The 24,744-nt window shown below is 45.3% G+C and carries 21 protein-coding genes; 3 read left to right on the top strand and 18 right to left on the bottom strand.

Annotated elements, in window-relative coordinates:
- Positions 1 to 13 precede the first annotated feature (13 nt).
- The 16 genes from ACOQPM_RS14630 to ACOQPM_RS14705 form a co-directional block, all read right to left on the bottom strand.
- Positions 14 to 799, bottom strand: coding sequence for a patatin-like phospholipase family protein (locus ACOQPM_RS14630; RefSeq protein ID WP_420630003.1), 786 nt, complete (start codon positions 797 to 799; stop codon positions 14 to 16).
- Between the two features lie 90 nt (positions 800 to 889).
- The gene (locus ACOQPM_RS14635; protein ID WP_420630004.1) at positions 890 to 2,059 is read right to left on the bottom strand and encodes an iron-containing alcohol dehydrogenase; all 1,170 of its coding nucleotides are present in this window, start codon (positions 2,057 to 2,059) and stop codon (positions 890 to 892) included.
- Between the two features lie 110 nt (positions 2,060 to 2,169).
- Positions 2,170 to 2,583, bottom strand: coding sequence for an SCP2 sterol-binding domain-containing protein (locus tag ACOQPM_RS14640; RefSeq protein WP_420630005.1), 414 nt, complete (start codon positions 2,581 to 2,583; stop codon positions 2,170 to 2,172).
- Positions 2,584 to 2,696: 113 nt separating this feature from the next.
- Entirely contained in the window at positions 2,697 to 4,022 is a 1,326-nt protein-coding gene (locus tag ACOQPM_RS14645; protein WP_420630006.1) for an O-antigen ligase family protein, read from the bottom strand.
- Positions 4,012 to 5,424 carry a sugar transferase gene (locus ACOQPM_RS14650; protein WP_420630007.1) on the bottom strand — a complete coding sequence of 471 codons (1,413 nt, stop codon included), beginning with the start codon at positions 5,422 to 5,424 and terminating at the stop codon, positions 4,012 to 4,014. Before ACOQPM_RS14650 ends, ACOQPM_RS14645 begins: the two co-directional genes overlap by 11 nt.
- A gap of 260 nt (positions 5,425 to 5,684) precedes the next feature.
- The gene (locus ACOQPM_RS14655) at positions 5,685 to 6,812 is read right to left on the bottom strand and encodes a glycosyltransferase (RefSeq protein WP_420630008.1); all 1,128 of its coding nucleotides are present in this window, start codon (positions 6,810 to 6,812) and stop codon (positions 5,685 to 5,687) included.
- Positions 6,809 to 7,435 carry a class I SAM-dependent methyltransferase gene (locus ACOQPM_RS14660; RefSeq protein ID WP_420630009.1) on the bottom strand — a complete coding sequence of 209 codons (627 nt, stop codon included), beginning with the start codon at positions 7,433 to 7,435 and terminating at the stop codon, positions 6,809 to 6,811. Before ACOQPM_RS14660 ends, ACOQPM_RS14655 begins: the two co-directional genes overlap by 4 nt.
- Before the next feature lie 31 nt (positions 7,436 to 7,466).
- Positions 7,467 to 8,480, bottom strand: a complete 1,014-nt coding sequence (locus ACOQPM_RS14665) for a sulfotransferase family protein (RefSeq protein WP_420630010.1) — start codon at positions 8,478 to 8,480, stop codon at positions 7,467 to 7,469.
- Positions 8,481 to 8,502: 22 nt separating this feature from the next.
- Positions 8,503 to 9,423: a sulfotransferase domain-containing protein gene (locus ACOQPM_RS14670; RefSeq protein ID WP_420630011.1), complete on the bottom strand. Its 921-nt coding sequence runs from the start codon at positions 9,421 to 9,423 to the stop codon at positions 8,503 to 8,505.
- Positions 9,424 to 9,536: 113 nt separating this feature from the next.
- Positions 9,537 to 10,706: a glycosyltransferase family 4 protein gene (locus ACOQPM_RS14675; RefSeq protein ID WP_420630012.1), complete on the bottom strand. Its 1,170-nt coding sequence runs from the start codon at positions 10,704 to 10,706 to the stop codon at positions 9,537 to 9,539.
- Positions 10,707 to 10,730: 24 nt separating this feature from the next.
- Positions 10,731 to 11,675: a sulfotransferase gene (locus tag ACOQPM_RS14680; RefSeq protein WP_420630013.1), complete on the bottom strand. Its 945-nt coding sequence runs from the start codon at positions 11,673 to 11,675 to the stop codon at positions 10,731 to 10,733.
- Positions 11,676 to 11,907: 232 nt separating this feature from the next.
- Entirely contained in the window at positions 11,908 to 13,431 is a 1,524-nt protein-coding gene (locus ACOQPM_RS14685; protein ID WP_420630014.1) for a hypothetical protein, read from the bottom strand.
- 22 nt (positions 13,432 to 13,453) lie between these two features.
- Positions 13,454 to 15,013, bottom strand: a complete 1,560-nt coding sequence (gene murJ / locus ACOQPM_RS14690; protein WP_420630015.1) for a murein biosynthesis integral membrane protein MurJ — start codon at positions 15,011 to 15,013, stop codon at positions 13,454 to 13,456.
- A gap of 17 nt (positions 15,014 to 15,030) precedes the next feature.
- A complete protein-coding gene (locus ACOQPM_RS14695) occupies positions 15,031 to 15,825 on the bottom strand; it encodes a sulfotransferase family 2 domain-containing protein (protein WP_420630016.1) in 795 nt (264 codons plus the stop codon).
- Positions 15,826 to 15,830: 5 nt separating this feature from the next.
- Positions 15,831 to 16,826 carry a tetratricopeptide repeat protein gene (locus ACOQPM_RS14700; protein WP_420630017.1) on the bottom strand — a complete coding sequence of 332 codons (996 nt, stop codon included), beginning with the start codon at positions 16,824 to 16,826 and terminating at the stop codon, positions 15,831 to 15,833.
- Between the two features lie 38 nt (positions 16,827 to 16,864).
- Positions 16,865 to 18,097 (bottom strand): GumC family protein, encoded by a 1,233-nt coding sequence (locus ACOQPM_RS14705; protein ID WP_420630018.1) that lies wholly within the window; start codon positions 18,095 to 18,097, stop codon positions 16,865 to 16,867.
- Positions 18,098 to 18,464: 367 nt separating this feature from the next.
- On the opposite strand from ACOQPM_RS14705, the gene ACOQPM_RS14710 reads away from it, so the two are divergent.
- Positions 18,465 to 20,780 (top strand): hypothetical protein, encoded by a 2,316-nt coding sequence (locus ACOQPM_RS14710; RefSeq protein ID WP_420630019.1) that lies wholly within the window; start codon positions 18,465 to 18,467, stop codon positions 20,778 to 20,780.
- A gap of 163 nt (positions 20,781 to 20,943) precedes the next feature.
- Positions 20,944 to 22,254: a nucleotide sugar dehydrogenase gene (locus ACOQPM_RS14715; protein WP_420630020.1), complete on the top strand. Its 1,311-nt coding sequence runs from the start codon at positions 20,944 to 20,946 to the stop codon at positions 22,252 to 22,254.
- A gap of 33 nt (positions 22,255 to 22,287) precedes the next feature.
- On the opposite strand, the gene ACOQPM_RS14720 is transcribed toward ACOQPM_RS14715, so the two are convergent.
- Both ACOQPM_RS14720 and ACOQPM_RS14725 read right to left on the bottom strand, forming a co-directional pair.
- Positions 22,288 to 23,289 carry an RsmF rRNA methyltransferase first C-terminal domain-containing protein gene (locus ACOQPM_RS14720; protein ID WP_420630021.1) on the bottom strand — a complete coding sequence of 334 codons (1,002 nt, stop codon included), beginning with the start codon at positions 23,287 to 23,289 and terminating at the stop codon, positions 22,288 to 22,290.
- Positions 23,250 to 23,702: a hypothetical protein gene (locus ACOQPM_RS14725; RefSeq protein ID WP_420630022.1), complete on the bottom strand. Its 453-nt coding sequence runs from the start codon at positions 23,700 to 23,702 to the stop codon at positions 23,250 to 23,252. Before ACOQPM_RS14725 ends, ACOQPM_RS14720 begins: the two co-directional genes overlap by 40 nt.
- 53 nt (positions 23,703 to 23,755) lie before the next feature.
- On the opposite strand from ACOQPM_RS14725, the gene ACOQPM_RS14730 reads away from it, so the two are divergent.
- Entirely contained in the window at positions 23,756 to 24,730 is a 975-nt protein-coding gene (locus ACOQPM_RS14730) for a sulfotransferase family protein (RefSeq protein ID WP_420630023.1), read from the top strand.
- Positions 24,731 to 24,744: the final 14 nt, after the last annotated feature.

Consider the following 24,744-nt stretch of genomic DNA (forward strand, 5'->3'; position numbering starts at 1 on the left):
CATGGCAAAAAAATCAGCGGTTGAGGATGGCTTTGAGGCTGGGGACGACTTTTTGGGCAGCAGCCGCACCCAGGGCGATGTACTGTTCGCTCTTTTTGCGAGAAAAATTGAGGTAGCTGTGGCCAGAAATCTCTGGCTGGATGAGACAATCTGCGTCTTTGAAGCCGCCGCCAGATTGCCGAACCAACGTTTGAATAGCGGCGGTGCCTGCGCCAAGCGGCCCCAAACGGCGTGAATAATGAGGCACAAACAAATCTACGCCGATGACAAAATCAGCACCAAGCTGGCGCACGGCGTCCACAGGGAGGTTGTCTACCACACCGCCGTCGCAGTAGCAGTGGCCGTTCATCTGAACGGGGGTAACAAACCCAGGTACAGAGCAGCTTGCACGAACGGCCGTTGCCAGTCGCCCCTCGCGCAGCACCACTTGCTCGCCTAAATCCAAATCGGTAACGACGGTGGCAAAGGGAATGGCCAGGTCACGGATGTCTAAATCCCCTAGCAAATCTACAATGAGCCGCTCCATTTTGTCGAAGCTGAGCAGCCCGTGGCGGGGCCAGGTAAGGTTGGCCACGTTGCGCCAGCCCAGGTTGGCAGCCATTTCGCGCATGTTGGGCATGGGTAGCCCAGCGCAGTAGGCAGCACCTACAACTGACCCGGCACTTACGCCAGCGATGCAATCTATGGGAATGCCCTCACGCTCCAGCACGGAAAGCACGCCTACATGGACGGGGCCACGCGCTACGCCGCCGCTCAGGGCAACGCCAACTCGGATACGGCCGTTTTTACTCTGCTTCATGGACTACTCAGGTTATTAAACTGTCATTCCCGCACAGGCGGGAATCCGTTGGACACTCGCCTAAACGAGCGTGACAAGCAAAATTTGTGGCTAAAAATCAACGGAACGGCCGTCGAAAGCATACTGAAACAACTTCTCTACCTCTTCCCATTCAGGAATGCGGCGAGACATGAGAGTGTTGGTGTCTATGATGACATGCTCGCACAGCGTTTCCAACTGTTCTTCTAGTTCGGCGGCGGTGACACCAGCAGCTTGCAGCGAGGTGGGCAGGTTGATTTGCTGCATCAGTTCGCGCGTGGCGGCGGCCAATTTTTTAGCAGCTTCAGCTTCATCACTGGCTGGCCGACCAATGATGGCAGCTAAATCAGCGTATCGCCCTACGCTGCCGTTGGCCACAAATTCAATGGTGTAGGGGAGAAAGATGGCGGTGATACGGCCGTGTGGAATCGTTTTGAATAGCGCACCTGCACTGTGCCCCAAAGCGTGTGCCAAAGCTACCTGGCTGTTGCCTAACGTGATGCCTGCAATGGAGGCGGCATTGGCCATCTTTTCGCGGGCTTCTTCGTCGTTAGGGCCATCGGCGACGGCGCGAGGCAGATAATTAAACACCATCCGCGCTGCTTGCAGGCAGAGGCCATCGGTAAAATCGTTGGCCCAACCGCAGCTATAGGCTTCAATAGCGTGACTCCACACGTCAATGCCCGTGTCGGCAGTAATGAAGGCAGGCAGGTTTTTGGTAAAGATGGGGTCCACAATGGCGATGTCTGGCGTGGCTTCACGGGAGCCGAGGGTGAGCTTGCGCTTTTCGGCCGTGTCAGTTAGTACAATGCCGTAGTTGGATTCAGAACCAGTGCCTGCGGTGGTGGGGATGCAGATGAGCCGTGCTTTTGCCCGCAGCCCTAAATCTTCCATGGGGCTGATGGATTCTGGCTCGATGCCGGGGCGTTCGTACAAAATCCACATCGCTTTGGCAGCGTCCATGCTGGAGCCACCACCCAGCCCCACAATCCAGTCGGGTTCGTAAGCGAGCATGGCTTCCGCGCCACGCTGGACGGTTTGTAGCGAGGGGTCTGGCTCCACCTCGGCAAAAATTTGGCATTCGATGTCAGCATCGGCCAATGCTTTTTGTACCAGATCGGGAAAGCCCAGCTTGGCAATGTTGGCGTCGGTAACGATGAAGGCGCGTTTGCCGGGCAGCATTTCTAGCTGGCTAAGGGCATCTTCACCAAAGAAAAATTCAGGACATTTGAAGAACCACATAGTTTACGGCCGCATCCTTTTTATGCTCAAGCGAGACTTCAAAAGTCTTGGCCGCTTCCGATGCTGGCCAAGGTGTCTATAAGACTTTTGAAGTCTATCAAGCGGTTAATTTACGCTTCTGGCCACTCGGTATCCAGCTTGGCACAAGCCTCAACGAGCTCGATGGCCGCTTTGGGGGCTTTCATCACCTTCATCATGGGGCCTTTGAGCTTCAGGCGGCGGGTAACAAGCCCCTGGATGGGATCAATTTTCTTTTCTAGCACGCCACGCCACACTTTAAGGGGAGCACTTAGCTCAAATACAGGGGATTTTTGGCTGCGGTCTTCTACTTTGAAGGCATCGCGGCATTGACCATGCCACAAATCCATGTAGAGGTAGATGGTTTCTGGCACACTTGGCCCTTCATCAATCACAAAGTAAAAGTCGCCTTCCCAATTTTTGGCGGCTGCGGCGTAACCTGGGCTTTCATTGAGGGCAGCCATGACGGCTTTGACCCATTCATCGGTTCCAAATTGAATCCCCATTTTGACCTCCGGGTAAGTGTGGGTGTTAGTTAATTTGCAGTTTGCTTGAAGCACTTTTTTGTGTGTAAAAGATAGCACAGCTAGGAGCGATTTGCCAATTGTGGACGGCCGTATCACTCTGGCTTAGAGGGCAATTGTTTGTTGCCTGATGTGACACTGAGCTGGTGGAGTGAGGTAATGAGGCCATACATTAGCCAGATGACCAGGTTGGTTTTGGAATCCAGCACGTCCCCCAAGCCATAGATGTGATAGGCAAGCAGGCTGGCAGCAAAACCAAGCGCGTAGGGTCGCCAGCGCGGTTGGTGCTGGGCACTACGCCACAGCATCGTCAGTAGAATGCCGATGAGCGCCAAGTAAAGAATGAGACCAAACAGCCCGTAGTCGGCGGCCATGTGCAAAAAAACGTTGTGGGCGTGGGTGAGTGGGTAGTCGGGGTTAATCATCACGGGGTAAAGGCGGCGAATAACGTGTTGAATGCTGCCCAGGCCAATGCCGGTGAAAGGGAAATCCTGCAGCATGACAATTGTCCATCGCCACAATTCCTGACGAAATCCCAGTGATCTAAACGTGCCAATAGCGGTTTCCTGGGCAGGGTCTTGCCAGAAAGAACCAAATCGTTCTGGCCCAATGGTGAAAAAGGCGGCGACCCCGAATATGGTTAACAGGCTGCTGATGAGCAGAAGGGTTTTTCTTTGGGGATGGATTTTGGGCAGGACGGCCGTCCACAACAATATGAGCAGGTATAGGCTGACCACACCTGCCAGCCAGCCAGAGCGGGATTGAGTGAGGATAAGTGTCGCTGTTGCGCCCAACGTTAGCACAATCAAACCGACTCGCTGCCTGATGGTTGTATGTTGCCATCGGGCTAAGGTCACAGACCAAAGCAGGGGGAAGTAAAAGAGCAGCGTACCCGCTATCTGGTTAGGGTGGGCTGCGCCGTCTCCCAAACCAGGAATGTTGATTTGTTGGTTGGGCAGCAGCTGGGTGAGAGCGGCGATGGGGCCACTTTTAGTAATCCAATCGGCTGAGAGGGTACCCAGGCCAATGAAGCCTCCACCCAGCAGGCCAAAAAAGGCAAGGGCCAGAAACCAATGGAGCGGTCGTGTCACAGCGCGTCCCAAATAGCGCCACGCGGCGATGCCTAGCAATACCCCACCTGCTTTGCCTAATGTCAGTTCAGGATCGGCCGTTACAAAAATGCTCACGCCGATAAGAAGTAGCCACAGCAGTAAAACGAGGTCGAATGGTTGGGGTTGAGGCAGTGGTCGCCAGCGCAGCAGTGGCGGCAGCAGTTCCACCATGGCAATGATGAGGAACGCCAGCAGAGTGCCAATGCTAGAAACATTAGTGAAAAGCAAAAAAGGGAGGGCAACCAGCAGCAGGCCACACTCTACAAGTAATGATTTGGCTTCTGTTGTTTGGGGCCAGTTAATAGGCACCTTTGCCTCGCAAGACGACCCAGGGGGTTTTGAGCAGGATGTAGATGTCCATCCAAATGGAGTAATTTTGGACGTAGTAGAGGTCGTCTTCGGTGTGTAGATGGAGGGGTTTATCGGAACGGCCGTTTACCTGCCACCAGCCGGTCATCCCTTGCGGCACAGCAAAGCGTTTGCGCTGCCACGGTTCGTACTGGTCAACCAGCCAGGGGAGTTCGGGGCGTGGGCCAACTAGGCTCATATCGCCCAGGAGTACGTTGAGCAACTGGGGAAGTTCATCCAGGCTGGTGCGGCGTAAAAAGCGGCCCACGCGAGTAATGCGGGGGTCATCGGGGCGTTTTTTGAAGAGGATACGGCCGTTGGTGGGGTTAATTTCTGTAATTTCTTCTCGATGAGAATCGGCATCTGGCACCATTGTGCGGAATTTGAACATGCGAAAGATACGGCCGTTTTCGCCCACGCGCTTTTGCCGAAAGATAATAGGCCCTTTTGAGTCAAGCCTAATCAGTATGCTAATGAGCATCAGAATAGGCAGTAAGCAAAGCATGGTGGTGCTGCCTACAACCAGGTCGAAAATGCGCTTCACCAGTCGCTGTACTTCGTTAAGTGCTGGGTCGCGCAAATTGATCATGGGAATGCCGCCGAAATCATCCACGGAGGCACGGTATAAGGCTAGGCTGAAATAATCGGGCACAACCCGAACATGTACTGGGAGATCATGCAGGGTAATGGTTAGCTTATTGATTTGCCCGTAAGCACGTTGTGGCAGAGCAACAACCACGTCTTGAATGCGATGTTTTTCTACAACCGGACGAATATCAGCAACTGTACCCAAAATGTTGAGATTTTCTTTGCGTTTGTAAGTGTCATCATCCAAATACCCAACCAAATTCAACCCTGCCCAATCATAACTTTGCATCATCTTGCCTACGCTGCGGCCTGTATTGCCTGCACCAACAATCAGAACACGTCTTTCGCGTGCTGGGCTGCGCCAGATGTGGAAGCTCAGGCGCATGAGCACCCGCCAGCCAACCACAAGTGCAATATCTATTACGACGAAGGTGGCGAAGAGCCACCGGGAAAAATCACGAAAGCCCAAGTACAGGATGCCGGCAAAGATCATAGAAGCAATCGCTTGGGCGATGACAATTGTTTGAACTTCATCTGTGATTTTATAAATACGTTTTGGATCGTATACAGAAGAGAGCAAAAATGTGAGTACCCAAACAGTTGGGACGATTATGTATAGGGTTTGCGAAAGGGTGATTTGCTCAACAGGTACAAGATAAGGAAATGCGGGCAGGTACGGCCGTATCACCACGGCAAGATGCAAGGCCAAAAATGTTAGACACGCATCCAAAACCATTGAGAAAATGGCGAAATTCACGCTAAACCGCCGCAACATAGACGACTCCTCCTAATTGAATACTACAAACCCTGTCATGTTGCAAAAAAAGGTATTTCTACATCTAAACTAAACAATAAGCATGTGTAATGGATTGCTCAATTAATATGTATGATGCCAGTGTGGGAAAGTGGCGTTCAACTATTAAACAGGGCATCGTGTGTCGCAACCTGGCAATATTAGCGGCTATTGGTTGATAGCGCAAACTGATCGTGTGTAAGAGGATGGATTGGAAACGACCGTTGCCTCAAGTTCACCTTTTACTTCAACCGCTCAGGTAAAGGCTGCTTCAATGCTTTATAGAAAAGCCTCTCATACCCATCTGTAACAGCTTCCCAGGTGTATGTTTTGTTGGCTCTGTTTTGTGCTAGCTGACGATACTCAGCAACGACTTTTGGAGCATTTAGTAGTTTGGCCAAAACTTTTTGTAAGCTATCTGCACCAACCTGGCCTTCATAGGAAAAACCAGCCTCCCCAATGGTTTCTAGGTTTTCGGGTGTGTCATAAGTAATGACACAATTACCAAAGGCCATCGCCTCTACCAAAGCTGGATGCGTACCTCCAACGCCAGATGTTTCTACAAAGAGATGGGCATTCGATCCCAGCTCTTGATACCCTTTGCCAAAAACATACCCGGTAAACACAATGCGCGGATCATTTTCAGCCAAAGCACGGAGTTCAGCCTTATATGCTTCTGCATAGGCTGCATCCCCAACAATGACACATTTTAGGTTCGTATCTAGTTTGCGGAATGCAGCTACAAGATGATGTGCACAATTTTCCGGCACCAAGCGACCTACAAATAGCACGTATTTCTGAGGCTCCAATCCAAATTGAGCCAAAGTATCGCCAGGGGGCAGTACATCAACATCAGAACCGTATGGCACGTAAGGCGGTTCATCATTAAACCGATCGCGATAATACCCTTGCACAACTTGCGAATCCGTGAGGTAGATATTCGGAAGTTTAGTTGCTAAAAATTCGGCAAACTGAATATATTTTTTGGCCAATTCGGGCCATTTTTCTCGCTTCCAGTCTAAGCCATCCACGTTAAGCAATGTTTTCGTATTAACGAGCCGGGGAATCCAGGTAACCGGACTGTTGCCAGCAATGAAATAGAGAGCAATGTCATATCGTCGGGGAAGGGCGTGTAGTGATGAGATAAATGAGTGGACCATCGTATCCAGATATTTATTGGCGATGGTTGGCAATTTTACCAGGCGCATTCCTTTATAGTGGCTACCTTCATAGGTGATGTGATGTGACCGACAGTAAACGGTAACTTCATGACCCCGCTGAACTAGGCGTTGACCAAGTTGCTCGACGCACGTTTCAAAGCCGCTGTAACTGGCAGGGACACCTCTCGTTCCCATGAGGGCGATTTTCATTGAACTTTCCCACTCTTTTCATATAAATAAAAAGACTTTTTCATTAGCAAGAATCTTTCATAAGCAATTGTGGCATTGGGGAATAGTTTCCGTAATCTGGCTTCAGACAAATAACGTACGCTTTGCACATATTCAAAGTTTGCGCCAAATAGGGCGCAGGCTGCTTTTTTTGCCGTAGGACCAGGAAGCCAATTAAAGAATGGAATGGCAATATAAGAATGCGTCTCAAGAGGAAAATGGCCGTTTGGTGTTTGTAGAAAAAAATTCTTGCTAACGCGTTGGGTTTCTGCTGCGAGGGCATCTGGATCGGCAACATGTTCAATGACAGAATTGCAAACAGTCAAGGCCACAGACTTGTTAGCTAGGGGCAAGTTTTCAGCATCCGCAATGATGACATTTATATCCGGGATTTTGGCTTTTGCTCGATAAGCAGCGTCAGGCTTAATTTCTACAAGAATGACTTCTTCTTGTTTGGGATACTTTTCAGCAAAGAAGCTAGCTGGCCCACCACCTAAATCTAGTACAAAACCAGATACTTTTTCTAATTGCATCTGGTCTATGATGACAGCGTATCTTTTCTGGCGAAACCGAGATCTTAATTTGCGGAACAGCTTTTTGACCAAAAGATTCTCCTCCCTTAAATGGCATTGTTTACTATGAAACTGCTTGCATTAGTTTTTCAACAGATTCAATTTGCCGCTGGAACAAGTCAGCAATCGATTTATCTAAAGCTACTGGTTTATATTGTGTTGGTTCCGATAAGCGCTCTTGAGCATATTGAAGCAGCTGACTATCTTGTGGAAGCTCACAAAAAGTGAGCAAATCTGCCAATGTTTGTTGCGGTGTTTGTACTAAGTCTTGGTAATTCAGCAGGTAAATATTAGCTGGATGTTGCTGATACTGTGCGATGCCAGCTTGCATAGTAACAATCCACTCCACGGCAGCCATATCAATTTGTCTTTCGAGCTTTTGTACACTGCTTTCTCGTCCGGCAAAGAGCAGGTTTCCCATAACCAACTCTTTGACCATTATGTGCCATTTGCGCCGATCAACTCCCCACCAATCATGGGTTTCGCCGTTAACCTGTACAACTTCCCGCTCAGACCAGCTGGCAATGGAGCGAATGGTATCCCAGCCATCGCGAACTAAAAAGATAAATTTGGCATCAGGGAATATAGCTTGCACAAACGATACCCGAAAAACGATCTCTGGGTTTTTGTCCACAACGCGCCGGGCAAAGGTGAGGGTGCTGTAAGCACCAAATAAACGATGGGCGGTTTGTATAGTACGGCCGTTTACATCTGATGCCCCTAAATGATATTTAGCAGGAAGCGTCGTTGTGTAATTACCATTGACATCTTCTTGGTTGTAAATGGAATGCCACATTGCTTTGGGTTCATTCAGTAAGCCAACTTGTGGATGAAATGAGAGCAATGTTGCTAATATTGTTGTGCCACTGCGCCCCGTTCCCATAATAAAAATCGGTTTTTTGACACTTTTCCAAATGTCGAGACGTTTTTCTAAAGCAAAATGGGCAAAAACAATTGTGTTTAGCCAACGGCGATTTGTCGTAACGGGGCGCCCTTCAAAAAGCAGCCGAGTTATGATCCGTCGTAAAGCAGAGCCTGGTCTTTCTTTTATGTAAGCTTTATCTACTTGAGCAATCATTTTAATCTTGACCTTGTGGTTCTTAATTTTGGGGAGATAAGGTCTGCTCCAGCCAATTTGGCAATGTTAAATCTTTTTTCTTTCGCAAAATGTGTGCCAGCTTTTGATTATGAGGATGGAATAGTGCTTCTAACCTTGCTCTGGTATCTGGTGCAATTTGTTCAGTATGTGCTTGTCCATTGAATTTGTAATATGTGCTTCGTAAAGCTCGTTTGATTTTTGGATGTGTGCGCCAGAATTTTTCTCCGTACCAGTTAATTGTCAAGGCTGCTTTTTGCATGAAGCGATTTTTATAGTGCACTGTTTTATTTTCAGTAGAAAAAACCAGAGAGTTGGTAAAATTTTCATGGGGCAAGTGCAACCAATGGCACAGTTCAATAAGCGTCCCGAGCGTATCCTTTTTAATATCTTCAAAAAAGAGAATTTTGAGATTATCATCATGAAACGTATTGAGCCAAGCCTCGACGTAATTTGCGTAGAAGCCGCCCTCTATGCCCCAATAAACATTATTTTCGCGCCTTTTTCGTTCTTCCTGCGGTAATGCCTGACATTGGTCAATATACTCTTCAAATGTTATCGAATCAGGTAATTCCAGGGTGCTTTTTTTAAATTTGTAGAATGAAAAGAGGCGATTTATGGGTTCTCTGAAAACCAAGATTATTTTTGGGTCAGCTAGGGTTGCCTGAATGGCTTCGGCAACGGGATATCCTCCATAAAAGTACCCTCCTGTTGCTTCCAGGCGGTATTTTTGTTCAGAACATTCTGAAAAATGTTGACTATACGCTTCGATGTCACTCAGCTTTTTACCGTATCGTAATGGTAAAAAATATTGGACTTCTTTGATAGGAGAAGCGCAAATATCGGCATGTGTGGCCAGGTAAGCATATAAAGATGTTGTGGCTGCTTTGTTAACCCCGGCAATGATTAAGTTAGGTAACGGCATGTTTTTCTATATCTTGAAAAAAGCTGGTATAAGCAAACTTCTTTCTACGCTTTTTCTTGGGCGAATCACAAGTTCACGTTTTGTATTTAGCCAAACAAAATAGTTGTTATAATTCACTCACCTAGAATTTTTAAATAAAATTGTTCTGTTTCCGCTGCAATTGATTTCCAATTGAATCTCTGGTCTACATCCTTTTTGCCAGTAGCCGACAGTTGGTTGGCATATTCAGGATTTGTGAGTAATTTTTCAATAGCAACGGCCGTTTCACGCGCATCTTCTGGCGAAACAAGCAATCCTGTTTTTCCATCCACAATCACATCATTGTTGCTGCCAACGGCCGTTGCCACCACAGCCTTTCCTAAGCTCATAGCCATTAACAATGCGGCACTTTGGTAAATCCATTGATAAGGGAAAATAACGACATCGGCAGCCGAAAAGTATGCAATCATTTCATCATCAGTGGCTCGACCAAGTTTCCAAACAATATTTGTATCAATTCCTAAAGATTGTGCCAATTGTACGTCTAACGTCACGTCCCGATCTTGCAATTTCCCAGCGATCAACAAATGAGCATACGGTATATTTTTAACAACAAGGCTCATCGCTTCAATAACTAGATCTAACCTTTTATTCGGTTTGATTGTGCCAAAAATCAGGACGACAGGCGTACTTTCCTTTAACCCTAAGGACGCTTTTGCCTCTGCAGATGGCTGTAGAGCACCAAGTTTTGACTGTGTATAAGAGCCCTGCTGGATAAAAACAGCTTTTTTCAATAATGCTTCGTCCAATTCCTTTAATTTTTCTAAGGCGTGTGTTGAATTGAGGATCAAACCAGACGCATTTTGATAAAGTTTATGCAAATAACTGTTTCGAGCTTCCCTTACATCACTACCAAATGAAAAAGGAACAACATCATGGACAGTAATGATCCGTTGAACCGACATTGAGGCAAGAACTTTAAAAAAGAAATAATCCAAAATTGGAATTTGGAAAAAATGAAAATGGACTATTTCTGGCGATTTTATCTTGACGAAACGCAATATTTTTAATAAGGATAAGGCATATCTAAACCCACGTACAAATCTTGGAGCTTCTCCATAAATCCCCCTAAAACCTGGTAAAACTTGTATGTTTTCAGGGCATAGGTCACTTTGTGCAGTCTCCCAAGTAGAAATTAAGTTCATAGCTACCCCGGAATTCTGTAACTCTGAGGTCAGAGGGAAATTGTAATAATGCATTCCCCGATGGGCACCTACCGTATCGATCATAAAAACAGAAATCATCAACTTATCAAAAGTCTAAGAAATTTAATCAATGCCTAAATATCCATACCTGCGTAGCCCAAACCAGGTAAATAGCGTGATTATTCTTTGAGCATTTCGCGGCAATTTTTCTCGCCAGCTAACATCCTGCTTTAACTGTATAGCTCCCTTTTGGAATCGGCTAGGATTACCCCAAATAGCATGATTTGTTGATAAATACACACCTTTGTGCCCATCAGCTGGATAATTTCTTGATGGAATCTTGAGTAACTCGAAAATGTTAGTAATGCTCTTAGTGGGTTCAGAAACGAAATCTTCATAGCGTAAGGTGATGAATGCTTTTGACGCATGCCGCAATAATCTTTCTGTTAAAAAATTAGCAATATTCCATCTTAAAGCACTTTTGAATGGAGAGTATTGACGCATATAAATCACTTCTTTTTCTGTTTGTTGTTGGACTTTCTTTTTTGCCCAAGAATGGGCAACCCCACGTGAGTCTCGGACTAAATGCAAGGTGTAAATTTCGACATTTGGAAGCATGCCAAGTAAGAAAGCATACGTAGGCCGTTTGGAGGAGTCAACAATCACATCTGCGTTGGTTTCCTGAGCAATTGAAGCATACAAAGCGTCAAGATTTGACAAATAATTTGATAATTGTTTACGTAAATTATTTCTTGTTGACGAGAATAAATATTTCCATACGTAGCGGTTACGGACACTATTCTTCCGTTGCCTTTCCATCATTTTTGCGTCTGTGCTACTAATTTTGAATTCATTGTTTAGAATTTTATGCCAAACCGGGCAATCTAAACCAGGGACACCACAAGCACATAGTTTATTATCTAGAAAAAAATGTCGCCAAATATTCATGGCTTCGCCAATGAAAAAGAATCCTTCGATTTCGCCTAGAACGTTGCCTATAATCGTGCTGCCGCTTCTTCCTTCACCAGCAATATAGAGGATTTTCAGTTTAGATGACTCCTGTGACATCCGCTAAATTTCCTTCAATTTAATGTAAATTACAAGAAGATTAAATTGCGATTTTATTGTTCAATTGGGTAAAAGCGAGGAAGTTTGCTTAGCTAAGTTCAAATTTCTTCTGTAACTATGCAGGTCTCTCTGGCTGTAGCCGGTGTCCTCACCGGGCGACTCGGTCTGGAGAGCAGCCCTTCGGGACTGAGAGGCGGCCACAGCACCTGAATAGTTACTTTCTTCTTTGCTTTTACAGGTTTCTTAGCCGTGCCTTTTCTTGGATGTAAGATGACAGCATTAATCCAGCAAGAAGCCAATAATAATAACTGAATGCTCTGAACTCAACTACCCGGTAGAAAAACAATAAAAAGGCAGTTAAAACCGTTAAGCACAAAACGATTGCTGCCAGTTGTTTGGTTTGTTTATGTTTTGCTTTTCGGAAGATTTGTTTTGCTTTTCTTCCTATCAGAGTAAAAATCATTGCGAACGATAGAAGTCCCAGAAGACCTGTATAGGACAAAATAGCTGTCCAATAAACGTCTTCAAATCCATTCTGGTCAATTTCGCGTAGCATATAGGAAGGATTGCTTTCGTTAAGTTTGCTTACCGTAAGGGATTCATCCAATCCAAAACCAAATGCCGGGGCATTCGCCAGGACTGTTGGAGGGATACCAATGAGTGCGCCAAGTCTTTGATTTTGAGCCCTCTCAAAATAATCTATTGTCAGAATGCCTGTGAAATTGTCTAAAATACCGATTTCTTCGAACAAAGGGTTGTTGAAGTCGCGATATATTGCTGATGAGGCTACTAATGTATAAATGGCTAAAATTGCGAAGGGTACGCCTAAAATGGAGCCAATGACAAGTCGGTTTTTTCCATAATAGATAATAGCATAAAGAATGACGGCAAAAAGTGCTGCGAGTACAACACCTCGTGCAAAGGTGTAATTTATTGCCCCAAATAAAATGGCTATAATCGCTAGGGTCTTTAGTCGCAGTAAATTGTTTTTGCCGAGAAATATTACCAATACAATTAGTAAGAAAAGAGCCAAAAATATTGTATCACCGAGTGTGCCAAAGATACTGCCAATTTCCCTACCGCGATTTAACAGTACAGCACCTCGAGAAACGCCTGCAATTTCTATGTTTGTCTGGGTTGGAAGTAAAAAACTGTTTATTGAACCTCGGGTAATAATTTGGATGGCACCGATAATTATTTGCACTGCTCCAATTGCTAAAATTGCATTTAATAATTTTTGATTCTGTTTCGGCGATAAATTTAGGTTAACAAGCAAATAGAATAGAAAAATATAGCGAATGATTGCTCTAAGGTTGATAATGCTGCTGCCTAATGATGCGCTGTTCAAGAGGCTAGAAAAGATACCTGCAAAAATGAAGATAATAAGCCAATGTTCCAATCTTGTTAAACGAATTGATTTTCCCTGGATCATTTTTTTCAATATTGTTACTGTTAATGTTGAATAAATTAATAGCTCGGACATTAACCTTAATGCAAGCTGTATAGGGTCTGAAACAGGGATAAATTTAATTACGAAGTCTTCGAATGGAATAAAAATTGTCAGGAAGAGGACAATGACAAATGGTTTCTTGATGATAATAATTGTGGTTACGAGTGTGCCGATTGCTATGAATATGGTAGCGGCCGTTTCAAAAGGAAACAGGCTAGAAAAAACGCCAAGCAATACACAAATTAGGAGCATGAATCCTAATTTTTTGAAGTTTAACCAGTTGTCTGCGTTGCTTTTGAGTAGCATTTTTAATCTTTGTTGCGTGAAATTAATTGGATGGGCGAAGCCGCATTTTCATCTGCTGAAGCAAATTTAATACTTCTTGAACCCGAAGCAAGAACAGGGCGCTTGTAAATATAATCATTCCTAATAAGGCTCTCATAACCATGTCTACAAGATAAGTATAGTTTGAAAATGGAATTATGGACTCGAACTGACCTCTAAGTAAAAATATGGAAATGCCCAATAATACAGCGGACACCCCCACGCGAATTAAAAAAGAAAGCAGGTTGGTTGAAATTATCTCAATACGTTTATGCAAAACCCATGCTGACAAAATAGTGACAAACGTTCTCGCTAATACTAACGCCAGGGCTAAGCCAGATGCTTGTATGAAATAGAAAAGTGAGAAATCGAGAATGATATTGAGTATCAGCGTAGAAATTCTAAATAGAAATGGCCGTTTTGTGTCACCGGTAGAATAATATGCTGTTTGAAGCGCCTGGAAAATTGCCCAAGCCGGTATACTCACAACATAAATACTCAGCAACAGGGCCATAATTTGTCGGTCATCAACGCTAAATTCACCACGTTCAAAGAGTAACTGAACGATTGATTCGCTGAGCCCAAAAACCAAAGCGGTGATAGGAAAAGATATAAACGCCAACATTTTGATAGATGTGGTCAACGTGCGTTTAAACTTTTGAGCATCGCTGCTTGCAGATTGCGCCGATAAATGAGGAAGAAAAGCAATTGTAACGCTTCCAAGAAAGATGTTATCTACAGCCCTCAAGATGCGTCTGGCATATCCAAGAGCAGAAACCACACCAAGCGGTAAAAATGAGGCCAGGAAACGTTCTACAATGACATTACCTTGTCCCATAATGGCACCCGTTAATGGATGACGCATCTGTTTTAACGCCTCTCTCGTCCACCTGTCTTGAAGATCTAAACTAAATCGGTATCTAAATCCTTTCAAGAAGAGGCTTACCGCTAAGAAAAGTAATTGGACAAAAGTAGCAAGAACATACCCAATTGCCACAACATGAATCTCTATGGAGGGGGTGATGATAATTGTAAAAAAAACGACAAGGTTCTTTAAAACGGCCGTAGCTGCTGGATAAGCGAAATGATGGAGGGCATTTAAAGTGGCCTTCATAACCTCAACCGCTCCAATCGGAATAACCATCAGGAAGAGTAAACGATTCAGGTTCGTTGCCAATTCCTTCGTAGGTTGGTCCAAACCCGCCCCAAGCAAATTAACGAGAACTGGTGAAAAAAATGCTCCCAGCAGGCCAATTAAAGAAAACAGAAACAATCCAAGAGAAACTAAATTACTGGTGAGCGCCCATTGCCCCTCTTTTCCTTTTTGTAATAGCACTTTTGTGAATAATGGCACCAAAGCAACATTGGTCGTAACCAAAAAAATCGAAGCAATTAGCTGGGGGATTGTCAGTGCAATAAAAAGAGCATCTGTTTCCTGACCAAGACCAAACTGACCTGCAATGATGATATCGATCAATAATGCAGAAATAAACCCGAAACCATTTATTATAGAGATCTTTCCTGCAGATCGAACTGCACGCCGATTGCTTTTCTCAGGCTTCAATGTTGTTTCTCCACGGTCTATTGAGTTGCAAGCAGCGACTTAGCGCGAAAATTTTGAAAAAGTTTGGCAAATGGCGAGGATCCCCACACCAATTGTTGCCGAACAGATGTTAACAGGTTGAAATAGAAATTGTTCACGAAATTTGGCTGGCAATCTCCCCAATTTGCTGGAATTTTATACTCCCAGATTTTCATGTAAGGACCAAAAATAGAACATACATGGTCATAGGTGTCTGGCGAATAATAATCCATGAAATTCTTGGTTTTCTGGCTAGTCTTGTTTCTGGTGGGTAACGGCCGTAATTGTTCAATACTTAGCAAATCCAAAAGCATTGAAAAATCACTTTGCAAGTTTTCAAACCGGATCACAAAATCAAAATTTTCGGGTCTGGGGCTGCCCCAACTGTCATAAGGAATCCGATAAAAGTTGGTCAAATAGTCGCTAAAAGAGGCATCATTCTCGCTAATAAAGCGAAATTCTTTCAACGCTTGGTTTGAGACGTGCCCCCCATTTCTCCTCCAATGCTCTGGTGTTGTATAGAAATTTTGATGATTTGTCTTTCGCTTAAAATAAAGTGTCGTAATGACATCTAGCGGATTTCGAATGCCAGCAAAAATAAAATAATCTTGTTCCTGCTTTAGAGAAGACTCTAAAAACTCATGATAATGAGCGTGTTTATGAAGTATTTCCTGGCCGTCATAAAATTCACATAATTCTGAACTAATTGCGGTAGAGGCCGTATGAGGTAACTCAATAAATATATAGCGATACTTGTGACTAATAATCATAATTTTTGTTAAGCTTGCAGGCAAATAAGTTATTCGTTCAATCGCTTCAACTGTTGTTGGGCAAATGTATCATTTGGATCAATTTTCAAAACAGTTTGGTATAGTGCGGCAGCATCCTGAATGTTGCCTCTTTCTTGCAAGATAGTTGCTAGATTGCGATAAGCCCATTTACGGTTAGGCTCTAATGAGATTGCTTCATTTAAGTATTCAGTTGCCGCTTCAAAATCTTGTTCAACCTTCCAATACAGCGATCCTAGCCACAAGTTCGCTGAATAGTGTGCTGGATTCAATTGTAAAACATTCAAATAGTTTATTATTGCTTGTTCATCTTCCCCCAGATTGCGAAATGTCTCAGCTAAATCAAAATATGAGTTGATTTGGTTAGCCTGTTCTTGAAATTGATTTAAACTCAACGCCTGTTTATAATACGAAATCGAATCGCTAGCAGGGGAGATTTGGGTTTGTGACAATATTGACCCAATAAAATAGTAAATATCACTGTAACCTATATGTTGCAGAGGTAACTTCAAACTGCGCTCAGCATAAGTATAGGCGATGTCAAGGTTATTCATCTCTTGATGGAGGATGGCTTGCCAATAAACCCAATCTCCAATTTCCGGTTGAACTAGTTCGCCCCATTTTAGCCATTGAAGGCTGGCTTCATACAACATTGCTTTTCGAGCTAACTCACTGTAATAAAACAGTCTTAATTCTGATTCTGGTAGCTCTCTCCATAAATTAATGGCAGTTTGTTCGTCATCACGCACAAGGGCAAAATTTGCATTTGCATGCCTAAACCCAATATTCAAGTTGGTATTGGATGAATTGTTTATGGTTAGATTGAGGATAGGCGGCGGGCTTACAGTTGTTGGGAGACTATAAATTGGTCTGTTTACCAACGTGTTCAACCGGTAGTTTGCCATGTTCAAGCCAAAATAGTTGCTCAACACTGAGAATTTTAATGAGCCTACAAGCAGAATAAAAGCCACAAAAAACCAATTTTTTTTATGCAAAATCTGACGCATTTTAGAAGTCATGGTTTTAATAGCTTTGAGGTAAATTTTTATTGACGATCAGGTTGGGAACGAGCAGATGTATCAGAATCTTGCCACCATTTTTGCAAAACGATATAGACAAGTGCTAATGAAAATCCTAGTGCGCCAGCAACGGCCGTATTAAATACTCTTCTAGCACTAACAGGGTTTTTGGGTAAGGCTGCCGCGCTTATAAGTTTAAAGCCATCATTCGTATCAAGTGCTGCTATTATTTCTTCTTCTAGTTTTAGACCCAGGGTTGTGACCGTTGCGCTGGCTATTTGTACTTCACGAACCAATTCACTTTCTTGAATTAGTGCGTCCTGGAGTTGTTGCTGAACGCTAATTATTTCCGCTTCTATATCAGTTATATTCGCATTGGTTTCAATTAATTTTTGCTCAATAACTTCTTGAAAACTGGTAAGCAATGCAACTTGATTTTCAGAATTCGTTTCTGCAAGTTCTTCGCCAGAGGATGTTTGCAGGAATATTGGGTTTTGCTCACCTCCAAATGCTTCTAATTGAAGTTGTAAATACGCCAGTTGATTAGAGAAAGATACAGGTGTATTTTGTCCCTGAGCGAGGATTAATTGTTGCAACGCTTCAGCGTCTGATGTCAACTGCTGGAGCGAATTATATTGTTCAAGTTGGGCAACGTAATTTTGTTGAGTGACCTGTAACGTACTGCTTAACACCAGCGTTGAGTTGATTTTGAAAAAGTCGGACAGATTTTGATTTGCTTGGTCTAATCTTCCCTCTGCGTGTGCAAGCTGTTCTTCAAAATATTGAACTTGCTCACCATTTTGGTTGCTATAAACATTGTTTGCCCAAATGATAAATGTTTCTGCCCATAAATTAGCTAATTCAGCCGAAGATTGCGGTGTGTTAGCTGACGCTGTAAAACGCATGATAGAGGCATCATCACCTAAAGATACCGATAATTGTTGAGCTAAAGATTCTCGATCAAACCCATAGCTATCAGGTAAATTTTCAAGCATAAGGGTTAAAACTTCATCACTTTTTGCTAATTCAGGAAGGGATTTAAAGGGAGTGGTTGTTTCAATTTCCGTGATGCGTTGGTCAAACTGAAATATATTGTCAGATTCAAAGTACGCAATCAATGACGTTGCTTGATAGGTAACAGGAAGGATTGAGCTTATTATGAAAGCTGCAATAGCCGCAAGTACAGACATGAAAATAATGAGTTTCCATCTTTCTATTATTTTTTCGATGAACGGCCGTAAATCCAACTCTTCTTCCAAAACAAATCCCCTTCGAACAAGATGATTGAGAGATCATACCTAACGAGACCCCAATCGGCAACAGGGAACAACCATAAATGGGTGTGATTTTCCTTAAGCAATTCAGTAAAGTAATCTGAAAAATGAAGAATGATTTCTCCGTGATTTGCACGAGCAAAAAATCAATTTCAAAATCTTTTTCATTCAATTCTCTTTTGATTTTTACAGAAAATAAGCGGTCCACAAATTCAGGGTACGCTCCGTGTTTGTTTCCTTAATTGAAGCCTTAAGAGTAAACTAGGACAATTGTACTGAAACACATATAATTATATTATTCCCAATATTTTTCGTTCGTAAGCACCGTATAGTAAAAGATGGAAGGTACCCAATGTATAAAAAAAGTAATTATTATCATTTAAGAAGAATCGGGATTTTGGCTCTCATACTTTTAGTAACCTTTTTCTTCTCTGCATTCACTTCAGTACTTGCCAGTTCACCTCAGGCACCCGAATTCCCAAATGCACCAGCTGTAACAACTTGTGCAAATTTCACAGATGTTGGTGCGGGTAACTCTGTTGAAGGTTTGGGTACAGTACATTCTAATTTAAATATCTCCACTTCTGGAAACGCAGTAGCAGTTGTGGAAAATCAGGATCCTCGTTCCTACGGCGCACCAAATGGTGAAAATAGCATTTCAAACGGCGGTGTTGAAGTGCTTGGAAGTGGATTTTCCGATGTAGAGCAAGCGCATGACTACGAATTCACATTTTCACCTGATGTAACTGTCGACTACTTCTCTGTTCAGATGCTGGATTATGGCGACTTTAACCCCGTGAATGCGACAGAGCATACGGTTACCCTAGCTGCATACAATGCCGATGGCAACTCGGTTAGCAGCGATATGCTTTCATTTACAAGTGACGGTAACTCTTTGCCCAGTGATGGATCTGCAGGAGATCTTTGGCTAACTGGTGATGCCTTATCAGCAAACCCAGGCGAGCCGGGAAATTTCACATTCACCGTTACCGGCAATGAAATTGTTCGAATCGCGTTGGAATTCACCAGTGATTTAGGTGAAGGTGCCACTGACCCGAATTTTGCTTTAGCTATTTTGTGTTTCTCTACGGAAGATGAACCGCCTGCACCGCCGGCAGGCACCGTCTGTGCAGATTTTGCTCAAATTCCAGTTGGAACATCTGTAGAAGGGCTTGGAACCATTCATCCTGATTTGAATATTGAAACGACTGGTAACGCCATTGTTGTTGCTGAAATGGAGGAGCCGAAAGCATACGGAGCACCAAATGGAGATAACAGCATTCTAAATGGTGGCGTGGATGTGCTGCTCAATGGTTTCTTTGACGAAACGAAAGTCCACGAATACAGCTTCACGTTTGGGCAAGATGTAACCGTAGATTACTTCTCCGTGCAGATGTTGGATTACGGTGATTTCAACCCTGTACATGCAACAGAACAATCAGTATCTCTGGTAGCGTATGATGCCAGTGGTGCATTGGTGGATATAAATACGTTGGCATACACAAGTGATCCTGTTTCATTGCCTCGTGATAGCTCTGTTGGAGATTTGTGGTTCACTGGTGACGCCATTACAGCTAATCCTGGCCAGCCTGGCAATTACACATTTTTTGTAACAGGTGCAGATATTGCCCGGTTGGAACTGCAATTTGCGAGTGATTTAGGTCCTGGTGCTACGGATCCCAATTTTGCACTCTCGATTTTGTGTTTTGCACCCCAAGATGATGAGCCACCAACACCACCAGTTGGCACCGTCTGTGCAGATTTTGCTCAAATTCCAGTCGGTGCAACTGTGGAAGGACTTGGAACCATTCATCCTGACTTGAATATCGCAACAACTGGCAACGCTATTGCTGTTGCTGAAATGGAAGAGCCGAAAGCATACGGAGCACCAAACGGAGAAAACAGCATCCTCAATGGAGGTGTAGATGTATTGCTTAATGGTTTCTTTGATGAAACAAAAGTGCATGAATACAGCTTTACGTTTGGGCAAGATGTAACTGTAGATTACTTCTCCGTGCAGATGTTAGATTACGGTGATTTCAACCCTGTACATGCAACAGAACAATCAGTATCTCTGGTAGCGTATGATGCCAGTGGTGCATTGGTGGATATAAACACTCTGGCATACACAAGTGATCCTGTTTCACTGCCGCGTGATAGCTCCGTTGGCGACCTCTGGTTTACAGGTGATGCAATGTCAGCGCTTCCTGGTCAGCCTGGTAATTTTACTTTTGCTGTTGAAGGTTTAGGCATTGCTCGATTAGAAATGCAGTTTGCGAGTGATTTAGGCCCTGGCGCTACAGATCCCAATTTTGCTCTTTCTCTTCTATGCTTTGATACTGAAAAAGATGAGCCTGAACTGGACCCACCAACGGCCGTTCTCGAACTCCTCCGCCCGAAACAAGCACCTGAAATTGGTGGCAAGTTCCTGGTAGAGTATGCTTGTAGCGAAAATGCCCCGAACCTGGTATCCGCAACCATTAACGGATACGATGTTGTCAACGGACAGGAAGTTTCGCTGGTTGTGGACGATGATGAGTCAGCACGAATTGTTGATGACCTGCTGATTTGGCTCTTTGCCCCCGAATTCAGCCTGGATGTAACCTGTGCAGATGATAATGGCAATGAGGTTTCCACATCGGTGATGCCGGAGTTTGACACCCCATAATATTTGCCTGATTAACTTTTAGTGGAGCGGACGGCCGTACTACGGCCGTCCGCTCTTTTTTTGTTATGGTACCTGGACTATAGCCAGAAAAGTGCCTTGAACCAAACGGCCGTTCACCGCTATACTCCTTCTACTTTGAGATAAAAGGATACCCACCAAGCCCATGGAAAGAAAAGATCAATTATTGCAAAGAATAGAAAACCGTCAGGCAAAGATTGGTGTTGTTGGCCTCGGCTATGTGGGGTTGCCCCTAGCTGTCGCCTTTGCTCAGGCAGGTTTTGCTATAATTGGCGTGGATGTGTCCCAAAGCAAAGTGGATTTATTGCAAGCGGGCCAAAGCTACATTGATGATGTGCCTGCAGCTAAGATTGCGCCGTTGGTGGCCAATGGCCGTTTCCAACCCACCACCGACTACCAACAGCTCGCCGACACCGACGCTATCTCCATTTGTGTACCCACGCCGCTGCGGAAAACCAAAGACCCAGATATCTCCTACATCATCAATGCCGCCGAGAATATCTCCCGCGTGGGGGCGACTGGCAAGCTGGTGGTGCTGGAGTCAACTACCTACCCCGGCACGACCGAAGAGGTCATTCTGCCGCGGCTCATTCACAACGGTGACCGGGTGGGGCACGACTTCTTCCTGGCCTTTTCGCCAGAGCGGATCGATCCGGGGCGTACCGATTACACCGTCTACAACACGCCCAAAGTGATTGGAGGAATGACCACCGCCTGCCAGGAAACGGCCGTTGCCCTCTACAGTACCATTGTCGCCCAACCCGTTCCCGTCTCCAGCACAGCCGCCGCCGAGATGGTGAAACTGCTGGAAAACACTTTCCGCGCTGTAAACATCGGTTTGGTGAATGAAGTGGCATTGATGTGCGACCGACTGGGGCTAAACGTGTGGGAAGTTGTGGAAGCGGCCGCCACCAAACCGTACGGCTTCATGCCATTTTACCCTGGCCCCGGCTTGGGAGGGCACTGCATTCCTGTTGATCCCCATTACCTAAGCTGGAAGTTGCGAACCCTCAACTACACTGCCCGCTTCATCGAGCTGGCTGCCGAAGTGAATAGCTCTATGCCAGCCTACACCGTCAGCAAAATTGCCACCGGGCTGAATGAGATGCGGAAGGCGGTCAACGGGAGCCGAGTGCTATTACTGGGTGTCGCCTACAAGCCCAACGTCGCTGACGTGCGCGAAAGCCCCGCACTAGACATCATACACCTGTTGCAAGCACAGGGTGCGGAGATTGCCTACCACGACCCCCACGTCCCCAGCCTGACGCTGGATGATTTTGTGGCCGAATCGGTGCCGCTCACGGCCGTTTCCTTGCAAGACGCCGATTGTGTGGTCATCGTCACCGATCACGCCGCCTTCGATTACCAACTCATCACCCAACATGCCTCACTCATCGTAGACACCCGCAATGCGCTTAAAAATGGAGTTGTGAACGGCCGTTTGCTAACACTTTGAGACTGAAGATTAGAGATTGGAAATTGGCGACGATTAATCTCCAATCTCCCGTCTCCAATCTCTTTTTCTCCGTAATCCGCGCGGGTAATGGTTTTTGATACGGCCGTTCACCCGTTTCCCCCAACCCAGCCCAAAATCATCCACCGCCACCAGCAGCCAGCCGTTCGGCTCCGCACTCGGCAAATCCAGCCCTTGCCAATAAGCCGCAATTTCGTCCGAGTTGGCTGCAAAATTTACGCTTTCCGTTGCCTTCTCAGGCGTTAGTGCTAGTGCCAGCGCGTGGTTGGGGCGGAAATGCCCCTTGCGAATTTCACCCAGCAGTAGCCCGTACCGAATCAAGTGCAGATTGCCGGTTTCCAAAGCTATTTCTGGCAGCAGGTAGAAACGGCCGTTTACCAACAACAATCGCTCCTCCGCCACCTCGAACCGCAAATGCGCCTCTGCAAATGCTCGCCAGACAGCTAACCCCTTTTTGCCCAACGGTGTAAACCTCAACGGTTTCCAAAACCGTTGAGGTTTTTCGTTAGCAACAAGCTGCATCACCGCCACAAAATGCCCCTCGCCTAGAAACTGATGCGGCCAAAGGCGGACACATTTTTGCAAACTTTCATCCGCTAGCGACTCATCCACCCAAGACGGCCGTCCTTGTGCAAAACCCGCAAAGCGCGGCGGATCGATCAGCTCAAACTGAGGGAAATCACACAGGAATTGGGCAACCACCGCCTCATTGTCCTCTGGCGAGAAGGTGCAGGTAGCATACACGAGCCGCCCCCCAGATTTTACAAGATTGGCGGCGGTGTTCAGAACGCCCGTTTGCCGACGTGCACAGGCTTGCACCATTCCCATACTCCATTCAAATGCACCTTGTTTTCGGAACATTCCCTCGCCAGAGCAGGGGGCATCCACCAGCACCCGGTCAAAAATGGAGCCAAACTGCGCCGCCAAATGGGTTGGTTCTGCACTGGTGATCAGGGTGTTGGCTGCGCCCCAGCGTGTCATATTTTCTGCCAGCAGGCGCCCGGCCCGTATGGACATTTTGCTACCAGCAGCCCGCGACCCTGCATTTGTGCTGCCAGATGGGTCGCCTTGCCACCCGGCGCAGCTGCCAAATCCAGTACTAACTCGTCTGGCTGCGCGTCTGCCAATCCTCCCACCACCATCGCTGACGGCTCCTGCAAGTAGTAAAGCCCCGCCGCATGGTAAGGGTGGCTACCCGGCTTACTCCTATCTGTCACCAAGAAGCCATCTGGCTCATGCGCCCCTGCTGCTTTCAGCGCAAACGGCGAAAGGGTGCTAAAATCAGCACCGCTTACCTTAAGCGAGTTTACCCGAAGTCCAGACGTCGAAGATTGACGATAGCTTTGCTCAAATTGGTGAAAGTCTTCTCCCAGCAGATTGGACATCTTGGCCATAAAATTAGCTAGGGGAGGCCCAAGATCATTTGACATAACTTTGCTGAGCTTTACTATAGATTCCGTGGACGGAGCTGGCAAAATCTTTCATGAAACAGCCCATATTTTTACTTGGCGCACATAAATCTGGCACCAGTTTGCTACGCAGTTTGTTTGATGGCCACCCTGATTTATTTGTCATTCCTAAGGAAACCCATTTGTTTGAAAGGTCAGGTTACTGGGTAGATTACTATTTGCGCCGCAGGCAGCCAAAAGAGATGTCTAAAGAAGAAATTGTAGCTGCCTTCACCACAATGATTGATGAGTACAACACGTTAGCTGATGCCCAGTCAGATAATGTGACTGTGCAGCGTTGGGATGTATCAATATTTCGAGATCAGTTGGCTGCAGCAAATTTTTCAGAGCCAGCGGGATTGTTTACGGCCGTTTTCCAAGCTATCCACATTTCATTATACGGCTCTCCGATAGATGCGAACAAGCGAATCGTGGAAAAATCTGTTGAGCAAGCTGAATTCGCTTTGGAGCTCAACCAGCTATTTCCTGATGCAAAATTTATCCACATCGTTCGCAACCCCTACGCCAATTTTGTTTCTTTGCGGCGTTTCAAAAGTGAAAATGGCTACCCTTTCTTAAAAGCTATTATTTTTGCTTTGTATAACTCATATTATCATTTGCTGCGTAACGGCCGTTTGCTGCAAAACTACACCATCATCCGGTACGAAGATTTAGTCACCGAACCGAATGTTATCATGGAACAGTTGGCCCAATTTGCAGGAATACAGTTTCAGGAAACGTTGCTTCAGCCAACAGTAGACGGGCAGGCTTGGCCTGGAAACAGCGTTTACGTTTCGCAATTGTCAGGCATTTCTACAGCAAGTTTAGATAAATGGAAAGAAGAAATTCATGATTTTGAGAGTAACTTACTCAACAAGGCACTTCCTGACTACATTTGGCAGAAATTTGGCTACCAACGCCTTCCTACTAATAAATCCTGGCTAAAGCCACTGCCTGGCGAAAGTGTAAAAACATATCTGGGCAACCGTTTGCTGCCCTATTTTGTTTAGGCCAATCTCTTTCT

The sequence above is a fragment of the Candidatus Leptofilum sp. genome, assembly GCF_965223525.1.
GTDB lineage: Bacteria > Chloroflexota > Anaerolineae > Promineifilales > Promineifilaceae > Leptofilum.

Excerpts from the sequence above, each read along its gene's own strand:
- ACOQPM_RS14630 (WP_420630003.1), bottom strand. The coding sequence starts at position 799 with ATGAAGCAGAGTAAAAACGGCCGTATCCGAGTTGGCGTTGCCCTGAGC.
- ACOQPM_RS14635 (WP_420630004.1), bottom strand. The coding sequence starts at position 2,059 with ATGTGGTTCTTCAAATGTCCTGAATTTTTCTTTGGTGAAGATGCCCTT.
- ACOQPM_RS14640 (WP_420630005.1), bottom strand. The coding sequence starts at position 2,583 with ATGGGGATTCAATTTGGAACCGATGAATGGGTCAAAGCCGTCATGGCT.
- ACOQPM_RS14650 (WP_420630007.1), bottom strand. The coding sequence starts at position 5,424 with ATGTTGCGGCGGTTTAGCGTGAATTTCGCCATTTTCTCAATGGTTTTG.
- ACOQPM_RS14655 (WP_420630008.1), bottom strand. The coding sequence starts at position 6,812 with ATGAAAATCGCCCTCATGGGAACGAGAGGTGTCCCTGCCAGTTACAGC.
- ACOQPM_RS14665 (WP_420630010.1), bottom strand. The coding sequence starts at position 8,480 with ATGATTGCTCAAGTAGATAAAGCTTACATAAAAGAAAGACCAGGCTCT.
- ACOQPM_RS14670 (WP_420630011.1), bottom strand. The coding sequence starts at position 9,423 with ATGCCGTTACCTAACTTAATCATTGCCGGGGTTAACAAAGCAGCCACA.
- ACOQPM_RS14675 (WP_420630012.1), bottom strand. The coding sequence starts at position 10,706 with ATGATTTCTGTTTTTATGATCGATACGGTAGGTGCCCATCGGGGAATG.
- ACOQPM_RS14680 (WP_420630013.1), bottom strand. The coding sequence starts at position 11,675 with ATGTCACAGGAGTCATCTAAACTGAAAATCCTCTATATTGCTGGTGAA.
- ACOQPM_RS14685 (WP_420630014.1), bottom strand. The coding sequence starts at position 13,431 with ATGCTACTCAAAAGCAACGCAGACAACTGGTTAAACTTCAAAAAATTA.
- ACOQPM_RS14700 (WP_420630017.1), bottom strand. The coding sequence starts at position 16,826 with ATGCGTCAGATTTTGCATAAAAAAAATTGGTTTTTTGTGGCTTTTATT.
- ACOQPM_RS14710 (WP_420630019.1), top strand. The coding sequence starts at position 18,465 with ATGTATAAAAAAAGTAATTATTATCATTTAAGAAGAATCGGGATTTTG.
- ACOQPM_RS14715 (WP_420630020.1), top strand. The coding sequence starts at position 20,944 with ATGGAAAGAAAAGATCAATTATTGCAAAGAATAGAAAACCGTCAGGCA.
- ACOQPM_RS14720 (WP_420630021.1), bottom strand. The coding sequence starts at position 23,289 with ATGTCCATACGGGCCGGGCGCCTGCTGGCAGAAAATATGACACGCTGG.
- ACOQPM_RS14725 (WP_420630022.1), bottom strand. The coding sequence starts at position 23,702 with ATGTCAAATGATCTTGGGCCTCCCCTAGCTAATTTTATGGCCAAGATG.
- ACOQPM_RS14730 (WP_420630023.1), top strand. The coding sequence starts at position 23,756 with ATGAAACAGCCCATATTTTTACTTGGCGCACATAAATCTGGCACCAGT.